Origin of the sequence: Chelatococcus reniformis, assembly GCF_014640075.1 — a bacterium.
Classification (GTDB): domain Bacteria; phylum Pseudomonadota; class Alphaproteobacteria; order Rhizobiales; family Beijerinckiaceae; genus Camelimonas; species Camelimonas reniformis.
This window is the reverse complement of sequence record NZ_BMGG01000012.1, coordinates 159,548-180,086: the sequence shown is the minus strand read 5'-3', so window position 1 is coordinate 180,086 and position 20,539 is coordinate 159,548. Positions and strand designations below refer to the sequence as shown.

Below are 20,539 nucleotides of genomic sequence, written 5' to 3'. Positions count from 1 at the left end.
CGCGTGGGGGCGACGCCTCAGCAGCTGTTCCGCGAGGTGATCCTGTCCGCGGCCCTGCCGACGATCTTCGTCGGCATCCGGCTCGCCGGCGCCGCTGCCATGCTGGTCCTGGTGGCGTCTGAAATGGTCGGCGCCAAGGCGGGGCTCGGCTATCTCATCATCTACGGACAATACAGCGTCCTGATCCCGCAGATGTACTTCGGTATTCTGATCACCGTGATCGGGCTGGTGCTCAACTCCGCGCTTGAAGCCATCGAGCGACTTTTTACGCGCTGGCGGCTGCCGGGCGCGGGGTGAGCCTCCACGCCGCGACCTTTGGGCCATGTCCTCCGGGGCTTGGGCCAGAGAGGGAGCAGGGGAATATGCCAGGCAAGCCGGCTCGCGGCAGGGCGTAAGCTCTGTCCGGATCAGGAACGGTCATCCGATCCGGAGAGGCCTTGTGGGAGGTGCCACGAACATGACCGCCGACGCGGCCCGCCGGGCTACTACTTGGGCCGCACGTCGGGGGCATTGCGAGGCGTTCCCGGCGGCGGGATCACCGGCGTCGTGCCGGGGTCGGGCACCGGCGGATTGACCCGCATGTCGGGCGCGTTGCTCTTTGGCTCGATGACGCCGTCGTCGAGCCTGCGCGTGCTGCCGGTGGGATCCTGGTCGCCCGGCTTGCTGCCGAGCGGCGGACCGATCTTCTCGGGCACGCTCTTGTGGTCCGGGATCTGCGGCGGCGTCTCCGCTGCCCCTGCGCGGTCGGCTGCCAAGCCCGTCGCCAACATGGCGCTGCCGACAAGCATAACGGTCAGTCGTCTCATGGCGGTCGCTCCTTCGCAGGGGCAACCGGTTGCGTCGGCCGATTGTTCCGGCCGACCCCGGCATGTCGCGGGGCCGGGCCGGGCGGCCTTGCCGGGGCGGCGGGGACGGAGGGAGAGGTGGCCGGGCGCTCCGGCCACCGGTCACTTCTTGCGGTCGAGGAAGGCGTTGATCTCGCCGACGATGCCGCGGCGGAACATCAGCACGCAGGCGACGAAGATCGTGCCGATGACGACGGGCACCGGGAAGGATGAGGTGGCGAGGTAATTCTCCAGGCTCACCACCAGGGCGGCGCCGGCCACCGGCCCCACCAAGGTGCCGATGCCGCCGAGCAGGGTCATGAGGATGACCTCGCCCGACATCTGCCAGCCCACGTCGGTGAGCGAGGCGAGCTGGAAGACGATCGCCTTCACCGCGCCGGCGAGCCCCGTCAGCGCCGCCGATATGACGAATGCACCGAGCTTGTAGTGATCGACGCGGTAGCCGAGCGAGATGGCACGCTGCTCGTTCTCGCGGATGGCCTTCAGGATGTTGCCGAAGGGCGAGTTGACGATGCGCCAGATGGCCAGGAAGCCGAACAGGAACACCGCCGCCACGAAATAGTACATGGCGAGCGAGTCGCCGAGGTCGATGAAGCCCAGCAACTTGCCGCGCGGCACGCCCTGGATGCCGTCCTCGCCGCCAGTGAACGGCGCCTGCAGGCAGACGAAGAAGAACATCTGGGACAGGGCCAGGGTGATCATGGCGAAGTAGATGCCCTGGCGCCGGATGGCGAGGTAGCCGATCACCGCGCCCAGGGCTGCCGCGAACAGGGTGCCGGCGAGGATGGCGATCTCCGGCGGGAAGTTCCAGGCCTTGATCGAATAGGCGCAGATGTAGGCCGCGCCGCCGAAGAAGGCGGCATGGCCGAAGGAGAGCAGGCCGACGTAGCCGAGCAGCAGGTTGAAGGCGGCCGCGAACAGCGCGAAGCACAGCACCTTCATCACGAACACGGGATAGATGACGAAAGGGGCCGCCAGCAGGATGAGTAGGCCGACGATGGCCAACGCGATGGTGCGGGTGGACGTGCCCTTTGCCTCGGGCGCCGGGGCGACGGCCGTCGCAGCGGTTTGCGTAGCCATGGCTTATTCCTTCCCGAACAGGCCGGCGGGACGCAGCAGCAGCACCACCACCATGATGACGAAAATGACGGTGCTCGACGCTTCCGGATAGAACACCTTGGTGAGCCCCTCGACCAAACCGAGCATGTAGCCGGTGACGACGGCGCCGAGGATCGAGCCCATGCCGCCGATGACCACCACCGCGAATACGACGATGATGATGTTCTGCCCCATCAAGGGGCTCACCTGGTAGATCGGGGCCGCCAGCACGCCGGCCAGCGCCGCGAGCCCGGCGCCGAGCGCGTAGGTCAGCGTCAGCAGCCGCGGCACGTTGACGCCGAAAGACTGCACCAGGGTGGGATTCTCGGTCGCGGCCCTGAGGTAGGCACCGAACTGCGTCTTCTCGATCAGCAGCCAGGTCGCCAGGCAAATCACCAGCGAGGCGACGATCACCCAGCCGCGGTAGATCGGCAGGATCATGAAGCCCAGATTGAGGGCGCCGGTGAAGACGGAGGGGATCGAGTAGGGCTGGCCGGAGGTGCCGTACCAGTGCCGGAACATGCCTTCGATGATCAGCGCCAGGCCGAAGGTCAGCAGCAGGCCGTAGAGGTGATCGAGCTTGTAGACGCGCGACAGGAATACCTTCTCCAGCACCACGCTGATCAGCGCCACGCCGAGCGGCGCGAGGATCAGCGACGGCCAGTAACCCACCTCGAAGTAACGCAGCAGGAACCAGGCGAAGAAGGCGCCCAGCATGTATTGCGCGCCATGGGCGAAGTTGATCACCCGCAACATGCCGAAGATGACGGCGAGGCCCAGGCTGAGCATGGCGTAGAACGAGCCGTTGATCAGGCCGATCAGCAACTGGCTCAGCAACGCCGGCAGCGGATATCCGAATATCATTGTCATGGCAGCGGGCGCCCTAGAGACCGAGGGTTTCGTGGAGGCTGTCCATCCGCCCCGCGAGCTCGTCCGCCCGGAACGAATCGATCATGTGCCCGTCTTCCATCACGTAGAAGCGATCGGCCACCCGTCGGGCGAAGCGGAAATTCTGCTCCACCAGGAGGATGGTCATGCCCTTCTCCTTCAGCGCCCGGATGACGTCGCCGATGCGCTGGACGATGACCGGCGCCAGGCCCTCGGTCGGCTCGTCGAGCAGCAGGACATCGGCGCCGGTGCGCAGAATGCGGGCGATGGCGAGCATCTGCTGCTCGCCGCCGGAGAGCTTGGTGCCCTGGCTGCGACGCCGCTCCGCCAGGTTGGGAAACAGCGTGTAGATCTCGTCGAGCGAGAAGCCGCCCTCGGCCACCTTGGGCGGCAGCATCAGGTTCTCGTGCACGTCGAGGCTGGCGAAGATGCCGCGCTCCTCAGGCACGTAGCCCAGGCCGCGCTTGGCCACGTGGTGCAGCGGCAGCGGCAGGATGTTGGTGCCCTTGAGCGAGATCTGGCCCTGGCGCTTGCGGATGACCCCGATGATCGACTTCAGCGTCGTGGTCTTGCCGGCGCCGTTGCGGCCGAGCAGGGTCACCGTCTCACCCTTGTGGACCGTGAGGTCGACGCCATGCAGCACGTGGCTCTCGCCGTACCAGGCCTGCAGGCCCTTCACCTCGAGCAGCGGCTCAGTCATCTTCCTGCCCCATGTAGGCCTCGCGGACCCGTGGGTCGCGGCTGACGCTGTCGTAGTTGCCCTCGGCGAGGATCTCTCCCCGCTGCAGCACGGTGACCTGGTCGCACAGATCCTCGACCACGTGCAGGTTGTGCTCGACCATCACCACCGTCCGGCCCACCGCGGCGCGGCGGATCAGGGCGGCGATCTGACCGATGTCCTCGTGCGCCATGCCGGCCATCGGCTCGTCGAGCAGCATGACGTCGGGCTCCAGCGCGAGCGTCGTCGCCAGCTCGAGCGCGCGTTTGCGGCCGTAGGGCAGCTCGCCGGCTTGGTGGCGGATGAAGGCCTGCAGGCCGACCTGCTCCACCAGTTCCTCGGCGCGCGCGTTCAGCACGTTGAGCGCGGTGTCCGGACGCCAGAATTGCGTCGCCAGGCGGCCGGGCCGCTGGAGGGCGATGCGAACGTTGTCGAGCACCGAGAGGTTTGGGAAAACCGCCGAGATCTGGAACGAGCGGACGATGCCGCGGCGGGCGATCTCCGCCGGCTTGAGGCGGGTGATGTCCTCGCCGCGAAACACGATGCGGCCGCGCGTCGGCTGGAGAAACTTCGTCAACAGGTTGAAACAGGTGGTCTTGCCGGCACCGTTGGGCCCGATCAGCGCGTGGATCGAACCCTCGCGAATCGACAGGTGCACGTTGTTGACTGCCAGGAAGCCCTTGAACTCCTTGGTCAACTCTGTGGCGGAAAGGACGATGTTGGTGGCCGCGGCGGCGGGCGCGGCGGCAGCGGGGGCGGTCTGGGTCATGTTGCTCAGTTCGCCAGCTGGCAGCCGCTCTGCGCGACCGTCATGAAGGCCTGGTCTCCCGGAATGGTGGCGAGGTGCTTGTAGTAGTCCCAAGGCGCCTTGCTCTCAGACGGCTTCTTGACCTCGAACAGGTACATGTCGTGGACCATGCGGCCGTTGGCGAGCACCTTGCCGCCGCGGCCGAAGAAATCGTCGACCGGCAGCTCGTGAAGCTTCTTGGCGACGGCATCGGTGTCGTCGGTGCCGGCGGCCTGCACTGCCTTGAGATACTGCGCCACCGTCGAATAGGTCCCGGCCTGGACCATGTTGGGCATGCGGCCGGTGCGCTTCATGTAGCGCTCGGCGAAGGGGCGGCTCTTGTCGTCGAGGTCCCAGTAATAGCCTTCGGTGAGGACGAGGCCGTTGGCCGACTTGAGGCCCAGCCCGTGCACCTCGGCGAGCGTGAACAGCAGCGCGGCGAGCCGCTGACCGCCCTCGACGATGCCGAACTCAGCCGCCTGCTTGATGGCGTTGGAGGTGTCGAGGCCGGCGTTGGCGAGGCCGACGATATTGGCCTTTGAGGCCTGGGCCTGCAACAGGAAGGAGGAGAAATCGGAGGTGCTGAGCGGGTGGCGCACCTGGCCGAGTACCTGGCCGCCCTTGGACTTCACGAACTTGGCCGTCTGCTCCTCGAGCGAATGACCGAAGGCGTAGTCGGCGGTCAGGAAATACCAGGTCTTGCCGCCGGCCTCCACCAGGGCACCACCGGTGCCGACGGCGAGCGAATAGGTGTCGTAGGCCCAATGGAACCCATAGGGCGAGCACTGCTTGCCGGTGAGCTCGCTGGTGGCGGCGCCGGTCACCATGTTGATCTTCTTCTTCTCGCGCGAGAGCTGCTGCACGGCCAGCGCCACCGAGGACGTGGTCAGCTCCATGATGGTATCGACCTTGTCGACGTCATACCACTGGCGCGCGATGTTGGAGGCGACGTCCGGCTTGTTCTGGTGGTCGGCGTTGACCACCTCGATCGGTGCTCCGAGCACCTTGCCGCCGAAGTCCTCGACCGCCATTTTGGCGGCTTCGACCGAGCCCTTGCCGCCAAAGTCGGCGTAGACGCCAGACTGGTCGTTGAGGATGCCGATCTTGACGATGCCGTCGGACACGGCGCCCTGGGCCAGGGCAGCGGGAACAGGAAGGGCGGAGGCCAGTCCGGCGGCCACGACGCCGGCTGCGGAATATCGCCTGGCGATCTGCCGGACGGTTGCGTCGAACGCGCGTGATCGTCTCATCAATCCCCCCGGGATGCTTGGAGCAGCCTCTGGCATGGGTCGCCGTGCGGAGACTTTAGGGGCCTCAAGCCGCATGGGCTGACAGTTGCCGCTACAGACCTTGCTTCCGCTGCATTTGTCAAGGCGACAACAGTCTACGTCGGTGTGCGCGCCTGCGCACGCGTGGAGCCGCGCGCCGCCGCCCCATGACGGCGCCACGCGTCGCAACTTGCCGTTACGTATAGGGGGCGGGCTGCCACAGACCCGACATAGGATAACCATTCATCAACCATACTCGGCGATGAATAAAATCCCGGTGCCGGGCGGATTTCGGCGGTTCTGGCGAGGTACCCATGAGCGACGACCTTCGGGCTGCGAGCAAGGGCGGAGATGCGGAGAGCCCGGGCATGGGTGCATCCGAGCGGGGCAGCGGCGAGATCACCACCGGGGCCGGCGGAGATGTCGCGGAGACCTTGAAGGCGCTGCGGGCGCTGGACGCCCAGGCCCAGCGGGATGCGGCGCCGCGGGTGCCCGAGCCGGTGGTCGGCCAGGGCGACCGGCCGGTACCGCCGGTCGGCGAGCGTGGTAAGGCCGCGCCCGCGCCCGCCACGCCGGACACGCGGCCGCAGGCGTCGGCCTCGGAGGCCGGGCGCCAGGCATCCGCCGGCGACGGCGGGCGGCCGAACTCACTCGTGGTCTGGCAACCGTCGGCCGCGGAGGCGCCGCCACCCGCGGCCGAGCCGGTTCGATCCCTTGCCAGGCCGTTCGCCTTCGCCGCCGGGCTCGCCGCCATGGCGTTGCTCGGCGGCATCGGCGTCAACGCCCTGAGGAACGGAGCGGCTCCGCCCGGCGTCTCGGCAGGTGCCGCGGTCGCGGACGGCGACGCCGGGCCGCAGCCCGCCGTCGCGGCGACCGATACGGACACAGACGCCCGCGCGCGCATCGAGCAGCTCGCGGCCGACGTCGCCGCGCTGAAGACCCAGGTCGCAGCGCTGGACGGCAGCGCCAGGGCGGCCGCCTCGTCCGGCGATCTCGCCGCGGTGCGCGATAAGGTCGCGGCCCTCGACGCGGGGCTCGCCGCCGTGCGGCAGGACGCGGGCCCGGCGAAGGGCGGCGACGTGGCGGCCGAGGCGGAGCGCATGACCCAGCTGGCCGAGCGGCTGAGCAAGGTGGAAAAGCAGTTGGCGGTTCCCCCGCCCAAGCCGGCCGCGGCGGTCAATCCGAGCGTGCCGGCCAAGGACGTCGTGGCAAGCACTGGGGCGATCGGCAATGCACAGGCGGCAGCGGCCAAGCCTGCGCCGCCCAAGCCGCAGGCCCGGCCTCTGGAGCTGGCCAAGGCGACCGCGGAGCCCCACGCCATGCCGGAGCGGCCGGCGGCCGAGAGCCGTGGCGCGGCTGATCTGCGTCCGCCCGCCGAAATCCCCGATCCGCGCAAACGCCAGGCGCGGGGGTGGGTGCTGCGTGACCTCTATGACGGAGTTGCCCTGATCCAGGGCCGCGACGGGGTGATCGAGGTGGCGCCGGGCCAGCGGGTCGCGGGCCTCGGCCGCGTCGAGCGCATCGAGCGGCGCGGATCCGGATGGGTCGTGGTCACCGAGCGCGGCTACATCCCGTCGCTCGGCTATTGAGGTCATGGCGCGGGCCGGACGCGGCATGGGCCGCGCCGGCTTGCGCCCGCGTCTTGACGGGTGCGCCGACGCGAACTAAGGCATGACGCTCGTGGTGATTTGGCCGGCCGGCTTGCAGCCACGTTAAACAAATTGCTAAAGGGCCGCGGACAGCTCTGTTGACCCCGGCCTTGGACTGTGTGCCCGGCCGGGTTTTTTGTTGCCGCGGCTCGCCCCGGCATCGCTGTCCGGAGGCCGAAAAGTGGCACCTAAAGTGGCTCCTTCACGTCCGCTTCACCCCGATACCCGCCTCGTCCACGCTGGCACGATCCGCTCCGAGTTCGGCGAGACCTCCGAGGCGCTGTTCCTCACCCAGGGGCATGTCTACGCCTCGGCCGAGGAATGCGAGGCTCGCTTCAAAGGCGAGATCCCGGGCTATCTCTACGCCCGCTTCTCCAACCCCACCGTGGCCATGTTCGAGCAGCGCATGGCGGCGCTGGAGGGGGCGGAGACGGCGCGAGCCACCGCCACCGGCATGGCGGCGGTGACCGCGGCGCTGATGGGCCAGCTCAAGGCGGGCGACCACGTCGTCGCAGCCCAGGCGCTGTTCGGCTCATGCCGCTGGGTGATCGAGGAACTGCTGCCGCGCTTCGGCGTCGCCTCTACCCTGGTGGACGGGGCCGACCTCGACCAATGGCGGCGGGCGGTGCGGCGTGAGACCAAGACCTTCTTCCTGGAGAGCCCGGCCAATCCGACGCTATCGATCATCGATGTCGCCGCCGTCGCCGAGATCGCCCATGCCGCGGGCGCGACGCTGGTCGTCGACAACGTCTTCGCCACGGCGATCTGGCAGAGCCCGCTGACGCTCGGCGCCGACTGCGTGGTCTACTCCGCCACCAAGCATATCGACGGGCAGGGCCGCTGCCTGGGCGGCGTCATCCTGGGCAGCAACGCCTTCATCGAGACCCACGTGCACAACCTGCTGCGGCAGACGGGGCCAGCCATGTCGCCCTTCAATGCCTGGGTGATGCTGAAGGGGCTGGAGACGCTGTCGCTGCGGGTCGAGCGGCAGACCCGCAGTGCCGGCGCCGTCGCCGACGCGCTCGCCCCGCACGCCAAGATCGACCGGCTCATCTATCCCGGGCGCGCCGACCATCCCCAGGCGGACATCATCAAGAAGCAGATGCGCGGCGGCTCTAGCCTGATTGCCTTCGACGTGGCCGGCGGCAAGGCCGGGGCGTTTCGCTTCCTCAATGCCCTGGAGCTGGTGCGGATCTCCAACAACCTGGGCGACGCCAAGAGCCTGGTCACCCATCCGGCGACCACCACGCACCAGCGCTTCGCGCCGGAGGTGCGGGCCAACATGGGCGTCGGCGAGGGGCTGGTGCGCCTCTCGGTCGGCCTCGAGCATCCCGACGATCTCATCGCCGACCTTGAGCGGGCGCTCGCGCAGGCCTAGAGCATTTTACCATTGGATGAGTCCATCCAAATGGCAGAGAAATGCTCATCGTCTTTTGAATCTGGAGCGGCTCTCAGCGATCGGGTGATTCCACCCGACTGCGAAGCGCTCGAGGCCGTGGCGGCGCGGAACGTGCGGCCGTCGGCGGTGCGGACTGCGGCGCTGAAGGGAGCGGTCATCGTGGACGCCATCCGGTCGCTGGCCTTCAACGCCGCTTTCTATGTCAGTACCTTCGTGTGGGTGCTCGCCATCCTGCCGACGCTGCTGCTCCCGCAGGAGCGTTTCGCCGGGGTGGTGCGGGCCTACATCCGCTCGACGCTGTGGCTGCTCAGGGTGATTGGCGGCATCCGCGTCGAGGTCCGCGGCGTAGAGCATATCCCCAAGGGGCCGCTGCTCGTCGCCGCCAAGCACCAGTCGACGCTCGAGACCTTCGCGCTGCTGCTGGTCTTCGACCGGCCGGCGTTCATCCTCAAGCGGGAGCTCACGCGGATCCCGCTCTTCGGCTGGTACCTGACCAAGTTCGGCAACATCAGCGTCGACCGCGCCGCCGGCGCCGCGGCGCTGCGGGCGATGATGGGCGAAGCCAAGGCTGCCATCGGCCAGGGGCGGCAGATCATCATCTTTCCGGAGGGCACGCGCCGACCCCCGGGGGCGCCGCCGGACTACAAGCCGGGCATCGTGCAGATGTATCGCGGGCTCGGCGTGCCTTGCCTGCCGATCGGCCTCAACACGGGCGTGTTCTGGCCCCGGCGGCGCCTGGCCATGCGCCCGGGTGTCGCGGTGATCGAGATCCTCCCGCCGCTGCCGGCGGAGCTGCCGCGGGCGGACATGCTGCCGGCCCTGATGGCCGCCATCGAGCCGGCCAGCGGCCGGCTGCTGGCGGAGGCCGGGGGCGCGGCTGCGTCCGGCGCTCCGCAGCGCGAGCGGGCCTGAGCCGTCCCGGCCCAGCCGTCGCCGCGCCGCGGCTTGCCCTCAGCTGCCCAGGTCCACCATCGTGCGCCGACGCGCCTCGTGGTTGGCGGCCAGCAGGTGAACGTGCAGCTCGTTGGCGCCGCGGTTGCGCATGGCGGCGAGCCAGCGGCCGTTGTAGCCGGTGAAGGCGAGATCGGAGCTTTCCCGCGCCTCCATCAGCCGGCGGCTGCCGTCGGCGTCCCGCGACACGGCGAGCAGCAAAGCGCCGGCATAGTCGCTGTCCGCATCGTCGAGAGGGTACACCGAGACCACGTAGCGCTTGCCCGAGCGTCCGCGCCAGGCCCGCAGCGCCAGGCCGTGGCTGCCCTCCGCCATCGCGGCGAGGGGCATTTCGCGGGCCGCCCCGGCCACTTCCAGCACACGCGCGGCACCACCCTGGGAGGCTCGGGAGCACATCAACATCTGAGACCTCGATGTTCGCTGTTCGTTCTATGAAACGAAAAGAGAACATAACGAGAGGCAAGTCAAGCCCTGCGCCACAGCCGTGACCCTTGGCGCCGCGTGAGCCGGCCTGATGCGAGGAGCGTTCCGTCCGCTACTCCGCGGCGGCCGGCAGCTGCTGCGTCGCCAGGATCCGCCCGATCTCGCCACGGCAGGAGCCGCAGTTGGTCCCTGCCCGCACCACGGCGCCCACGGCTTCGACGCTCGCCGCGCCTTCGGCGATGGCTGCGGCGATCTGGTTGGCACCGACGGAGAAGCAGGAGCAGACCAGGGCGCCGGGGTCGGGCTGGTCCGCCGCCGCCCGGCCCGACAGCAGGCGCAGGCGCCGGGCCCCTGTGGGCGCCTGCTCGGCCAGGCGCTCAACGGCCCAGGCCCGGGAGACGGCCACCGGGCCGGGCGCGATCCAGATGGCGCCGACGAGATCCCCGTCCCTGAACGCGGCGAACCGATGGTGGCCATGGCGGCGATCCCGGTAGGACAGGAGCTCCAGCAACGCGTCCCCGCCGGGTTCTTCGCCGGTGAACAGATCGCTCGCCAGCGCGGCGAAATCGTCCGCCGCCGCGGTGTCGGCGAGCTCGAGCCGCCAGCCGCCCACCGCCTTGGCCAGGGCCCAGTAGGCAAAGCCGAGGCGCCGCGGCCGCTCGCGCAGGATGGCGAAGCCGTGCCAGGCGGCGGCGAACGGCTGGATCCGGACGGCCGAGCCCTTCAGGCCCGGCTGGCCCGATACCGGGTCGACGGCATCGTCGACCAGCGCATCGACGCGGCCCTTGGCCGCGAACTGGTCGGTCCAGTGCATGGCGGCGAAGACGCTGCCGCGGCGCTGGCGCTCGGTGACGAGCGCGCGGGCGAGCATGGTGCCGTGCGGACTCTCGAGTTGCACCAGCGATGCGGTGGCGATGGCGTGGGCCGCCGCGTCCGCGGGGTGGATCTCGCAGAGCGGCTCGGCCAGATGCCCCATCAGCCGCGGCGATTTCCCCGTCCGCGTCATCGTGTGCCACTGGTCGCGGATGCGGCCGGTGTTGAGGATCAGCGGGAAGCGCGGATCGGCCGCCCGCGCCGGCGCGAGCGGCGTCGCGACGAAGCGGGCGCGGCGGTCGGCGGTGAAGAAGCCGCCGTCCGCGAACAGGCGGATGGGGCCCTCGGGCGCCGCCGTCGTGCGGGCGCGCGGCCATTGCACGGGCGCCAGATCGGCATAGGCGGCGTCGCCCAGGTCGGCGAGGCCGCCGATGTCGAAGTCGCGGCTGCCGTCGTTGCCATGCGCCGACAGGGCCGCGTGCTCGCGAAACACCTCGGCCTCGCTGGCGAAGGCGAAGGCCTCGGCAAAGCCCATGCGGGCGGCCACGTCGCAGATGATGCGCCAGTCCGCACGCGCCTCGCCCGGCGGCGCAAGGAAAGCGCGCTGGCGCGAGATGCGCCGCTCGGAATTGGTGACGGTGCCGCTCTTCTCGCCCCAGCCGGCGGCCGGCAGCAGGACATGGGCGTGGCGCGTCGTGTCGGTGCGCACGATGTCCGACACCACGACGAAGGGGCAGTTCGCCAGCGCCGCCACCGCCGCATCGGCCTTAGGCAGCGAATCGGCCGGGTTGGTGGACATGATCCACAGCGCCTTGATCCGCCCGTCGGCAACCGCCCTGAACATGTCGACCGCCTTCAGCCCCGGCCGGTCGGCGATGACCGGGCTTCTCCAGAACCGCTGCACCAGGTCCCGGTGGCCCGGGTCGGCGAGGCTCATGTGGGCGGCCAGCATGTTGGCGAGGCCACCGACCTCGCGGCCACCCATGGCGTTGGGCTGGCCGGTCACCGAGAAGGGGCCGGCGCCCGCGCGCCCGATGCGGCCGGTGAAGAGGTGGCAATTGATGATGGCGCTGACCTTGTCGGTGCCGACGACCGACTGATTGACGCCCTGGGAGTAGACGGTGACCACGCGCGGCGTCCCGGCCCACAGCCGGTAGAAGGCGGCGAGCCGGTGCTCGTCGATGCCCGTGGCGGCAGCCGCCCCGGCGAGGCCGCAGGCGCGCGCCGCGGCCAGCGCCGGTTCGGCGTCGCGGGTGTGGGCCTCGATGTAGGCGCGGTCGGCGCAGCCCTCCCGCTCCAGGTGGTCGAGCAGGCCGGCGAACAGGGCGACGTCGGAGTCGGGCGCCACGGCCAGGTGCAGGTCCGAGGCCTCGCTGCTGGCGGTGGCACGCGGATCGATGGTGACGATGCGCGTGCCGCGCCCGGCCTTCGCGGCCGCCAGGCGCTGAAACAGCACCGGGTGGCACCACGCCAGGTTGGAGCCGACGAGCACGACAAGATCGGCCGTCTCCAGGTCCTCGTAGGCGCCCGGCACCGTGTCGGAGCCGAAGGCGCGCACGTGGCCGGCGACCGAGGAGGCCATGCACAGGCGCGAGTTGGTGTCGATGTTGGCGGAGCCGACGAAGCCCTTCATCAGCTTGTTGGCGACGTAATAGTCTTCGGTCAGCAGCTGACCGGACACGTAGAGGGCGACCGAGTCGGGCCCGTGCGCGGCGATGGTGGCCGAGAAGGTCTCCGCCACGCGCGCCAGCGCGGCATCCCAGGAGGCTCGCTGGCCGTCGATCTCGGGCACCAGCAGACGGTCGTCGAGGTCGAGCGTCTCGCCGAGCGCCGAGCCCTTCGAACACAGCCGCCCGAAATTCGCGGGATGCTCCGCGTCGCCGCCGATGTCGACGGCGCCGTCGGGCCTGGGCGTCGCAACGATGCCGCAGCCCACCCCGCAATAGGGGCAGGCGGTCTTCACGCCGGCATTGGCGGGGGCGAGACCCGGGCCATGGCCGCCGCTTTGCGTGTCGTCGCCTGCGAGCATCCGCCGACTCCCTGCGTGCCGTTCGTCAGGCGGCGCGGGCGCCGGTGCGCAGCGCCGCCCCAGCGAGCAGCACGCGCCCCGCCTCCACCTTCACCGCCACCGTCGCGGTGCAGCCGTGGTCGGCTCCCTGGGCGGCGCCGTCGGCGAGGCCGATGACCCAGTTGTGCAGCGGGCAGGTCACCGCGTGGCCGTGCACGATGCCCTGGGACAGCGGCCCGCCCTTGTGCGGGCAGCGGTCGAACAGGGCGAACAGCGTGCCGTCGGCCGCCTTGAACACGGCGATGTCGCCGGCCGGCGCCCGCACCACGCGCGATCCGAGCGGCGGCACGTCGGCCTCGGCGCCCACGTCGATCCAGGTGTCCTCGCTCATTACTCAGCCGCCTCCTTGAAGCTGAAGTCCGCCAGCGGCGCGAACTCGTGCGCATCGACGCCCTGGAAGGCGCGCTCGGCCCATGGGTCGACCTGCGCGGTCTTCTGGGATTCCATGAAGCGGTCGTAGAGGGCCTGGCGCTTGTCCGGATCGTCGACGACGGCGGCGCGGATCGACTCCACGCCGACCCTGTCGGCCCACTTGTAGATACGCTCCAGGTAATGCCCCTGCTCGCGGTAGAGCTGGGTCAGCGCCGCGATGATCTGGATCGTCTCGTCTTCGGAGGCCGCCTTGCACAGCACCTGGGTGCCGCGGATGTCGAGCCCGGCGGCGCCGGCGAAATGGATCTCGTAGCCGCTGTCGACGCAGATCACGCCGATGTCCTTGCACGTGGCCTCGGCGCAGTTGCGCGGGCAGCCGGACACGCCGAGCTTCACCTTGGCCGGCGTCCACGAGCCCCACATGCGCTTCTCGAGCTTGATGCCGAGGCCCGTGGAGTCCTGCGTGCCGAAGCGGCACCAGTCCTTGCCGACGCACGTCTTCACCGTGCGCAGGCCCTTGGCGTAGGCGGCGCCCGAGATCATTCCGGCGCGGCCGAGATCGGCCCACACCGCCGGCAGGTCCTCCTTGCGCACGCCGAGCAGGTCGATGCGCTGGCCGCCGGTGACCTTGACCGTGGGGATCTTGAACTTGTCGGCGACATCGGCGATGGCGCGCAGCTCGTCCGGCGTGGTCACGCCGCCCCACATGCGCGGCACCACCGAATAGGTGCCGTCCTTCTGGATGTTGGCGTGCACGCGCTCGTTGATGTAGCGCGAGCGGCTGTCGTCCCGGTATTCGCCCGGCCAGTCGCAGATCAGGTAGTAGTTGAGCGCCGGCCGGCATTTGGCGCAGCCGTTCGGCGTCGTCCAGCCGAGCTCCTGCATCACCGCCGGCACCGACTTGAGGCGGTGGGCGCGGATCAGCTTGCGCACGTCCGCGTGGCCGAGCTCGGTGCAGCCGCATAGGCTGGGGGCCGCCGCGGCCTTGAAGCTCTCGCCGAGCGTCAGCGTCATCAGCTGCTCGACGAGGCCCGTGCAAGTGCCGCACGAGGCCGACGCCTTGGTGTGAGCGCGCACGTCGGCCAGCGAGGTCAGGCCCTTGTCGGCGATGGCCTTGGTGATGGTGCCCTTGCAGACGCCGTTGCAGCCGCAGATCTCCGCGTCATCCGCTAAGGCTGCAACGGCCGCCGTAGGGTCGAGGGGGGACCCTCCCTGGTAGGCCTGGCCGAAGATCAGCGTGTCGCGCATCTCGGAGATGTCGACCGCCTTCTTCTTGAGGTCGCTGAACCAGGTGGCGTCGGCCGTCTCGCCGAACAGCACGGTGCCGATGATGCGGTTGTCCTGGAGGATCACCCGCTTGTAGACGCCGGCCCGGGCATCGCGCAGCACGATGTCCTCGCGATCGTCGCCGTCGGCGAAGTCGCCCAGCGAGAACAGGTCGATGCCGGTCACCTTGAGCTTGGTCGGCGTGTCGCTGTGCACGAAGCCGGCGCTGTCGTCGCCGGCGAGCCGCGCCGCGGCGACCCGCGCCATCTCGTAGAGGGGCGCGACGAGACCGTAGACATGGCCGCCGACCTCGGCGCATTCGCCGAGCGCCAGGATGTCCTCGTCGGAGGTGCGCATGCCGTCGTCGACCAGGATGCCGCGCTTGACGGCGAGGCCCGCCTCCTTGGCGATGCCCGCGTTGGGCCGGATGCCGACGGCCATGACCACCAGCGTCGCCGGGAGAATGGTGCCGTCGGCGAGCTCGACCCCCTCGACCCTGCGGTCGCCGAGGATCGCCTTGGTGTTGGCGCCGGTGATCACGCGGATGCCGCGCTCCTCCACCGCCTTCTGCAAGAGGTAGCCGGCGGCCGGATCGAGCTGGCGCTCCATCAGCGTGGGCATGAGGTGGATGACGGTCACCTCCATGCCGCGGGCCTGCAAGCCCGCCGCCGCCTCCAGGCCGAGCAGGCCGCCGCCGATCACCACGGCCTTCTGCCGCGACTGGGCGGCGAGCAGCATGGCGTTGACATCGTCGAGGTCGCGGTAGGAGAGCACGCCCGGCAGGTCGTGGCCGGGGACCGGGATGATGAAGGGCACCGAACCGGTGGCGATCACCAGCTTGTCGTAGTCGACCGTCTCGCCGGGCTCCGAGGTCACCGTCTTCGCCGCGCGATCGACGGCGACGATCTTGTGCCCCTTGTACAGGGTGATGCCGTGCTTGATGTACCAGCCGTCGCCGTGGATGACGATCTGCTCGTAGTCCTTCTCGCCGGAGAGCACGGGCGACAGCATGATGCGGTCGTAGTTCACCCGCGGCTCGGCGTTGAAGATGGTCACGTCGTAGCGGCCGGGTGCCTTGTCCAGCAGATGCTCCAGCATGCGCCCGGGGGCCATGCCGTTGCCGACGATGACGAGTCTTTCGGGCATGGCCGTTACTCCGCTGCCTGGGTTTGAGGGTGGGCCGCCGCGGCGTTCGCTGCCGGAGGGGCGACGGAGGACCGGGGGCGGTGGTCGGAATTCGTGGCTGACATGGCGGCTATTCCGCCGCCCATTGCGGAGCCGCCTCGGCACGCCGGCCGGTGCGGCGGGCGCGCTTGTCCCTAATCGTGCTCAGCCGTTCGGCCGCAGGATTTGCGCCACCCTCGTAGGCCTCGAGGAAGTCCAGCAGCTCCTCCCGGTAGGCGTAGTAGTCGGGGTGCTCGATCAGCTCCTTGCGCGAGCGCGGGCGCGGCAGGTCGACCTCCATGATGTTGCCGATGCGGGCGTTGGGGCCGTTCGACATCATCACCACGCGGTCGGCGAGCAGGATCGCCTCGTCCACGTCGTGGGTGACGCAGATCGCCGTCACCCGCGTGCGCCGCCAGACGTCCATGAGCACGTCCTGCAATTCCCACCGCGTCAGGCTGTCGAGCATGCCGAACGGCTCGTCGAGCAGCAGCAGCTTGGGCGAGAGCGCGAAGGCGCGGGCGATGCCGACGCGCTGCTTCATGCCGTTGGAGAGCTCGGCGGCCGGCCGGTGCATGGCGTCGGCGAGGCCGACCCGGGCGAGGTAGTATTCGACGATCTCGCGTCGCTCGGCGGCCGACGCGTGCGGGTAGACCCGGTCGACGCCGAGCGCCACGTTCTCGCGCGCCGTCAGCCACGGCATCAACGACGGGGCCTGGAACACGACCGCCCGATCCGGTCCGGCTCCCCTCACTTCGCGGCCGTCCAGCACGATGCCGCCGCCGGAGATGCCGTTGAGGCCGGCGACCATCGACAGCACCGTCGACTTGCCGCAGCCGGAATGGCCGATGAGCGAGATGAATTCGCCCTTCTTCATGATCAGGGAGACGTCGTCGACGACGGTCAGCGGCCCCTTGGGGGTGGGGTAGACCTTGCGCAGCTCGAAGAGCTCCAGGTAGCGATCGAGGAAGGCCGAGCGGCCCGCCGCGCGCACCGCGTCCGGCACAGGCTCCAGCTGCGTCACCGGCTTGACGTCGGGCAGCGAGCGCTCCTCGCTGCCGCCGCCGCGGGTCGCGCCGACCTCCATGAGATAGGTGGTGACGTCGGCGCGCAGGCGCTTGAAGGCCGGATCGTGATTGAGCGCCGCGCGCTCGCGCGGGCGCGGGATCGCCACCTCGAAGGACGGGCCGAGCGCCGCGCCGGGGCCGGGCTTGAGCGGAACGATGCGGTCGGCGAGCAGGATCGCCTCGTCGACGTCGTTGGTGACGAGGACGATGGTCTTGCCGGCCTTGGCGCTGATGGTGGCGAACTCGTCCTGCAATTTGGCCCGGGTGAGCGCGTCGAGCGCCGACAGCGGCTCGTCCATGAGCAGCATGTCCGGCTCGCAGGCGAGCGCCCGGGCCACGGCGACGCGCTGGCGCATGCCGCCCGAGAGCTCCGCCGGCTTGCGCTCGGCGGCGTGGGTGAGGCCGACCATGTCGATGTATTTGGCCACGCGGGCGCGGCGTTCGGCCCTGGTCAGCGCCGTCGCCGTCGCCTCTACCGCCAGCTCGATGTTGCCGCGCACGGTGAGCCACGGCATCAGCGAGTAGGACTGGAACACCACGCCGCGGTCGGGACCGGGGCCTGCGACCGGCCGGCCGCGCACCGCGATGGTGCCGGCATCGGGCTCGATCAGCCCGGCCATCAGCGACACCAGCGTGGTCTTGCCGGAGCCGGAGAAGCCGACGATGGCGATGAACTCGCCCTCCTCGACCTCCAGGTCGATGCCGCGCAGCACGTCGGTGGCACCGGCGCCCTCGCCGTAGCCCTTGTTCACACCGGTGAGGGTCAGGATCGCCATCGCCGCCTCCTCAGCGCCGCGCCGAGGCGGCGAACGCCTGCTGGAAGGCGAACATGATGCGGTCGAGCAGGAAGCCGATGAGACCGATGGTGATGACGGCGACGATGATCTTGGCCAGCGACTGGGACGAGCCGTTCTGGAATTCGTCCCAGACGAATTTGCCGAGGCCCGGGTTCTGGGCCAGCATCTCGGCGGCGATCAGCACCATCCAGCCGACGCCGAGCGACAGCCGCAGCCCGGTGAAGATGAGTGGCATGGCCGAGGGCAGCACCAGCTTGCGCACGGTGGTCGCCGTCGACAGCTGCAGCACGCGGCCGACGTTGACGAGGTCCTTGTCGATCGAGGCGACGCCGAGCGCGGTGTTGATCAGCGTCGGCCACAGCGAGCAGAGCGTCACGGTGATCGCCGAGATCACCAGCGACTTGGGCATCGCGTCCCACGGGTCGACGTAGAGGGCCGAGACCACCATGGTGACGATCGGCAGCCAGGCGAGCGGCGATACCGGCTTGAAGATCTGGATCAGCGGGTTCAGCGCGCCGTTCACGGTGCGCGACAGGCCGCACACGATGCCGGCCGGGACCGCGAGCAGGGTGGCGATGATGAAGCCGAGCGCCACCGTCTTCAGGCTGGTGACGATCTGGTCGAGGTACGTCGGCTTGCCGGTGTAGGCGCGCACCTTCGCCTTGTCGCCCTGGCCGGCGGCGACGAGCTCGGCGTTGCGTGCGTCCTGGCGCTCGTGGAAGGCCCGCTCCTTGGCGCGCTCCGCCGTGTGGTCGGCGTAGAGCGCGCCCGCCTGGGTCCACACCTGCGCCGGGCCGGGAATGGCGCCGAGGGAGGTGACGACGCGCGGCGCCAGCGCCGCCCAGGCGAGCAGGAACAGGCCGATGCCCGTCAGCGGCACCACGAAGCCGGCGACGAAGTCCTTGAAATTCGCCGTCGACCAGTCGCCCAGCGCCGCCCGCGCCAGGTTGACCAGGAAGCCGAGGCCGAGCAGGGCGAGGTGGGGCTTCGCCCGGTCGAGCCGGCGGAAGGCGCCGTCGCGCCAGTCCGTCCGGGAGGCAACGGGGATCATGTCGGTGGCGGCGGTCATGGTGCTGTCCTGGCGGAGGTTGACGGGGCAGGCCGGCCCAACGTGACGCTGGCTAACGGTCCAGCTGCGCACCTCTCTCCGCGTGCGGGGAGAGGCCGGCTTGCGCGAAAGCGCAAGCCGGGTGAGGGGACTTCGCAAGAGAATGCTCGGCCGGTGCGCCGCGCGGGGCGGGCCCCCTCACCCTGCCCTCTCCCCGCAAGCGGAGAGAGGGGCGCCCAGCGGCACGCTCGGTGACTGCTCATGAGCGGCCCCTAGTTCCCGACCACGTCGGCGCCCTCGACCGTCTGCTTGCCCTTGAGGCCGATGGTCAGGGCGTCGAGATAGCCGTTGGGCTTGCGCCCATCGAAGGTGAGGCCGTCGATGAACTCGGCGGTGGGCGCCCGATAGCCGTCCGACGACCAGGGGAAATCGGCTTCCTTGGCCTTGCCGTCCTCCACCACCAGGCGCGCGGCCTTCAGGTAGATGTCGGGGCGATAGACGCTCCTGGCCGTCTCGGCGTACCAGGCGTCGTCCTTGCCGTCCGGGATCTGGCCCCAGCGGCGCATCTGGGTGAGATACCAGACCGCATCCGAGTAGAACGGGAAGGTCGCGTTGTAGCGAAAGAAGACGTTGAAGTCGGGCACCGGCCGCTTGTCGCCCTTCTCGTATTCGAAGGTGCCGGTCATGGAATTGGCGATGACGGCGGCGTCGGCGCCGACGTATTCGGGCTTGGCCAGGATGGTGACCGCTTCGGCGCGGTGGGCGCCATTGTCGGCATCGAGCCATTCGGCCGCGCGTATCAACGCCTTGACCAGCGCCAGCGTGGTATTCGGGTTCTTCTCGGCGAATTCGGCGGTGATGCCGAAGACCTTCTCCGGATTGTTCTTCCAGATCTCATAGTCGGTGACCACCGGTACGCCGACGCCCTTGAACACCGCCTGCTGGTTCCAGGGCTCGCCGACGCAGTAGCCGTTGATGGTGCCGGCCTCGAGCGTCGACGGCATCTGCGGCGGCGGCGTCACCGACAGCTGCACGTCCGCCTTGATGGTGCCGGTGGTGTCGCTCCTGGAGTAGTAGCCCGGGTTCAGGCCGCCCGCGGCGAGCCAGTAGCGCAGCTCGTAATTGTGGGTCGAGACGGGAAAGACCATGCCCATGCGGAAGGCCTTGCCGTCCGCCTTCCAGCGCTCCACCACCGGCTTCAGCGCGGTCGCCTGGATCGGGTGCACCGGCTTGCCGTCGGGGCCGGCGGGGATGTTGGGCTTCATCTCGCCCCACACCTCGTTCGAGACCGTGACGCCGTTGCCGTTCAGGTCCATGGAGAAGGGGGTGACGACGCGCGCCTTGGTGCCGTAGCCGATGGTGGCGGCGAGCGGCTGGCCGGCCAGCATGTGGGCACCGTCGAGCTCGCCGGTGATGACGCGGTCGAGCAGCACCTTCCAGTTGGCCTGCGGCTCCAGGGTGACGTACAGGCCCTCGTCCTCGAAGAAGCCCTTTTCCTTGGCGATGGCGAGCGGCGCCATGTCGGTCAGCTTGATGAAGCCGAGCTTCAGCTCGTCCTTCTCCACCGCGAGCGGTTTGGCGATGGCGCCCGCGCCGGCCAGCGCGGCAATCGCCGCGGCCACGACCAATGCCCGCGTCAACGTCGCCGATGGCAAGTGCTTGAACGTCATGCGCGATCCTCTCGCCGATACAGCCGCCGCAGCGGCGGGTCGAAGTTGCGAAGCCGGAGAACGACAAAAAGCGCCGCGCGATGGGTGTGATCCGGCAATTGCCGTGAAGACATCCATCGGCAACGCTGCCGCTCGCCCATCAATGGGCATAAAATGTACTTGAGATTACTCAGCCATCGTTGGCTGATTCTGCCGCGTGGAGGAGAAGAGCGCTTTCGCCCGATCTCGGAACTCCGACCGACGCCTAC

At 69.5% G+C, this 20,539-nt stretch carries 17 protein-coding genes and 1 riboswitch; of the genes, 4 read left to right on the top strand and 13 right to left on the bottom strand.

Going from position 1 to position 20,539, the window contains the following annotated elements; all coding sequences use genetic code 11:
• The first annotated feature begins 3 nt into the window (after positions 1-3).
• The gene (locus IEW34_RS28625) at positions 4-297 is read left to right on the top strand and encodes an ABC transporter permease (protein ID WP_188612657.1); all 294 of its coding nucleotides are present in this window, start codon (positions 4-6) and stop codon (positions 295-297) included.
• Positions 298-485: 188 nt separating this feature from the next.
• Here the strand turns inward: IEW34_RS28625 and IEW34_RS28620 are convergent, their stop codons facing one another.
• The 6 genes from IEW34_RS28620 to IEW34_RS28595 form a co-directional block, all read right to left on the bottom strand.
• Positions 486-806, bottom strand: coding sequence for a hypothetical protein (locus tag IEW34_RS28620; protein ID WP_188612656.1), 321 nt, complete (start codon positions 804-806; stop codon positions 486-488).
• Between the two features lie 141 nt (positions 807-947).
• Positions 948-1,925, bottom strand: coding sequence for a branched-chain amino acid ABC transporter permease (locus tag IEW34_RS28615; protein ID WP_188612655.1), 978 nt, complete (start codon positions 1,923-1,925; stop codon positions 948-950).
• A 3-nt stretch (positions 1,926-1,928) separates the two neighbouring features.
• The gene (locus tag IEW34_RS28610) at positions 1,929-2,813 is read right to left on the bottom strand and encodes a branched-chain amino acid ABC transporter permease (RefSeq protein ID WP_188612654.1); all 885 of its coding nucleotides are present in this window, start codon (positions 2,811-2,813) and stop codon (positions 1,929-1,931) included.
• Positions 2,814-2,826: 13 nt separating this feature from the next.
• Positions 2,827-3,531: an ABC transporter ATP-binding protein gene (locus tag IEW34_RS28605; RefSeq protein ID WP_188612653.1), complete on the bottom strand. Its 705-nt coding sequence runs from the start codon at positions 3,529-3,531 to the stop codon at positions 2,827-2,829.
• Entirely contained in the window at positions 3,524-4,318 is a 795-nt protein-coding gene (locus IEW34_RS28600; RefSeq protein WP_188612652.1) for an ABC transporter ATP-binding protein, read from the bottom strand. The genes IEW34_RS28605 and IEW34_RS28600 overlap by 8 nt, the downstream gene beginning before the upstream one ends.
• A gap of 5 nt (positions 4,319-4,323) precedes the next feature.
• Positions 4,324-5,586 (bottom strand): ABC transporter substrate-binding protein, encoded by a 1,263-nt coding sequence (locus tag IEW34_RS28595; protein WP_188612651.1) that lies wholly within the window; start codon positions 5,584-5,586, stop codon positions 4,324-4,326.
• A gap of 332 nt (positions 5,587-5,918) precedes the next feature.
• On the opposite strand from IEW34_RS28595, the gene IEW34_RS28590 reads away from it, so the two are divergent.
• From IEW34_RS28590 to IEW34_RS28580, 3 genes are all read left to right on the top strand, one after another.
• On the top strand, positions 5,919-7,193 hold the full coding sequence (locus tag IEW34_RS28590) for a hypothetical protein (RefSeq protein WP_188612650.1): 1,275 nt from the start codon (positions 5,919-5,921) through the stop codon (positions 7,191-7,193).
• A gap of 81 nt (positions 7,194-7,274) precedes the next feature.
• Positions 7,275-7,352: riboswitch (SAM riboswitch) on the top strand.
• 94 nt (positions 7,353-7,446) lie between these two features.
• Positions 7,447-8,631: an O-succinylhomoserine sulfhydrylase gene (locus IEW34_RS28585; RefSeq protein ID WP_244642280.1), complete on the top strand. Its 1,185-nt coding sequence runs from the start codon at positions 7,447-7,449 to the stop codon at positions 8,629-8,631.
• Positions 8,632-8,715: 84 nt separating this feature from the next.
• Complete coding sequence (locus IEW34_RS28580) at positions 8,716-9,564, top strand: lysophospholipid acyltransferase family protein (protein ID WP_244642279.1); 849 nt, start codon at positions 8,716-8,718, stop codon at positions 9,562-9,564.
• Between the two features lie 39 nt (positions 9,565-9,603).
• Here IEW34_RS28580 and IEW34_RS28575 read toward each other — a convergent pair whose 3' ends face one another.
• The 7 genes from IEW34_RS28575 to IEW34_RS28545 all read right to left on the bottom strand — a co-directional run bounded on the left by IEW34_RS28575 (position 9,604) and on the right by IEW34_RS28545 (position 20,291).
• Positions 9,604-10,005, bottom strand: a complete 402-nt coding sequence (locus IEW34_RS28575; RefSeq protein WP_188612647.1) for a hypothetical protein — start codon at positions 10,003-10,005, stop codon at positions 9,604-9,606.
• A 133-nt stretch (positions 10,006-10,138) separates the two neighbouring features.
• Complete coding sequence (locus IEW34_RS28570) at positions 10,139-12,868, bottom strand: nitrate reductase (RefSeq protein ID WP_188612646.1); 2,730 nt, start codon at positions 12,866-12,868, stop codon at positions 10,139-10,141.
• A gap of 25 nt (positions 12,869-12,893) precedes the next feature.
• Positions 12,894-13,238 carry a nitrite reductase small subunit NirD gene (nirD, locus tag IEW34_RS28565; RefSeq protein WP_188612645.1) on the bottom strand — a complete coding sequence of 115 codons (345 nt, stop codon included), beginning with the start codon at positions 13,236-13,238 and terminating at the stop codon, positions 12,894-12,896.
• Positions 13,238-15,691: a nitrite reductase large subunit NirB gene (gene nirB, locus IEW34_RS28560; protein WP_188612644.1), complete on the bottom strand. Its 2,454-nt coding sequence runs from the start codon at positions 15,689-15,691 to the stop codon at positions 13,238-13,240. The genes nirD and nirB overlap by 1 nt, the downstream gene beginning before the upstream one ends.
• Before the next feature lie 109 nt (positions 15,692-15,800).
• Positions 15,801-17,552 (bottom strand): ABC transporter ATP-binding protein, encoded by a 1,752-nt coding sequence (locus IEW34_RS28555; protein ID WP_188612643.1) that lies wholly within the window; start codon positions 17,550-17,552, stop codon positions 15,801-15,803.
• 10 nt (positions 17,553-17,562) lie between these two features.
• Positions 17,563-18,642 carry an ABC transporter permease gene (locus IEW34_RS28550; protein ID WP_188612642.1) on the bottom strand — a complete coding sequence of 360 codons (1,080 nt, stop codon included), beginning with the start codon at positions 18,640-18,642 and terminating at the stop codon, positions 17,563-17,565.
• Positions 18,643-18,893: 251 nt separating this feature from the next.
• Complete coding sequence (locus tag IEW34_RS28545) at positions 18,894-20,291, bottom strand: CmpA/NrtA family ABC transporter substrate-binding protein (protein WP_188612641.1); 1,398 nt, start codon at positions 20,289-20,291, stop codon at positions 18,894-18,896.
• Positions 20,292-20,539: the final 248 nt, after the last annotated feature.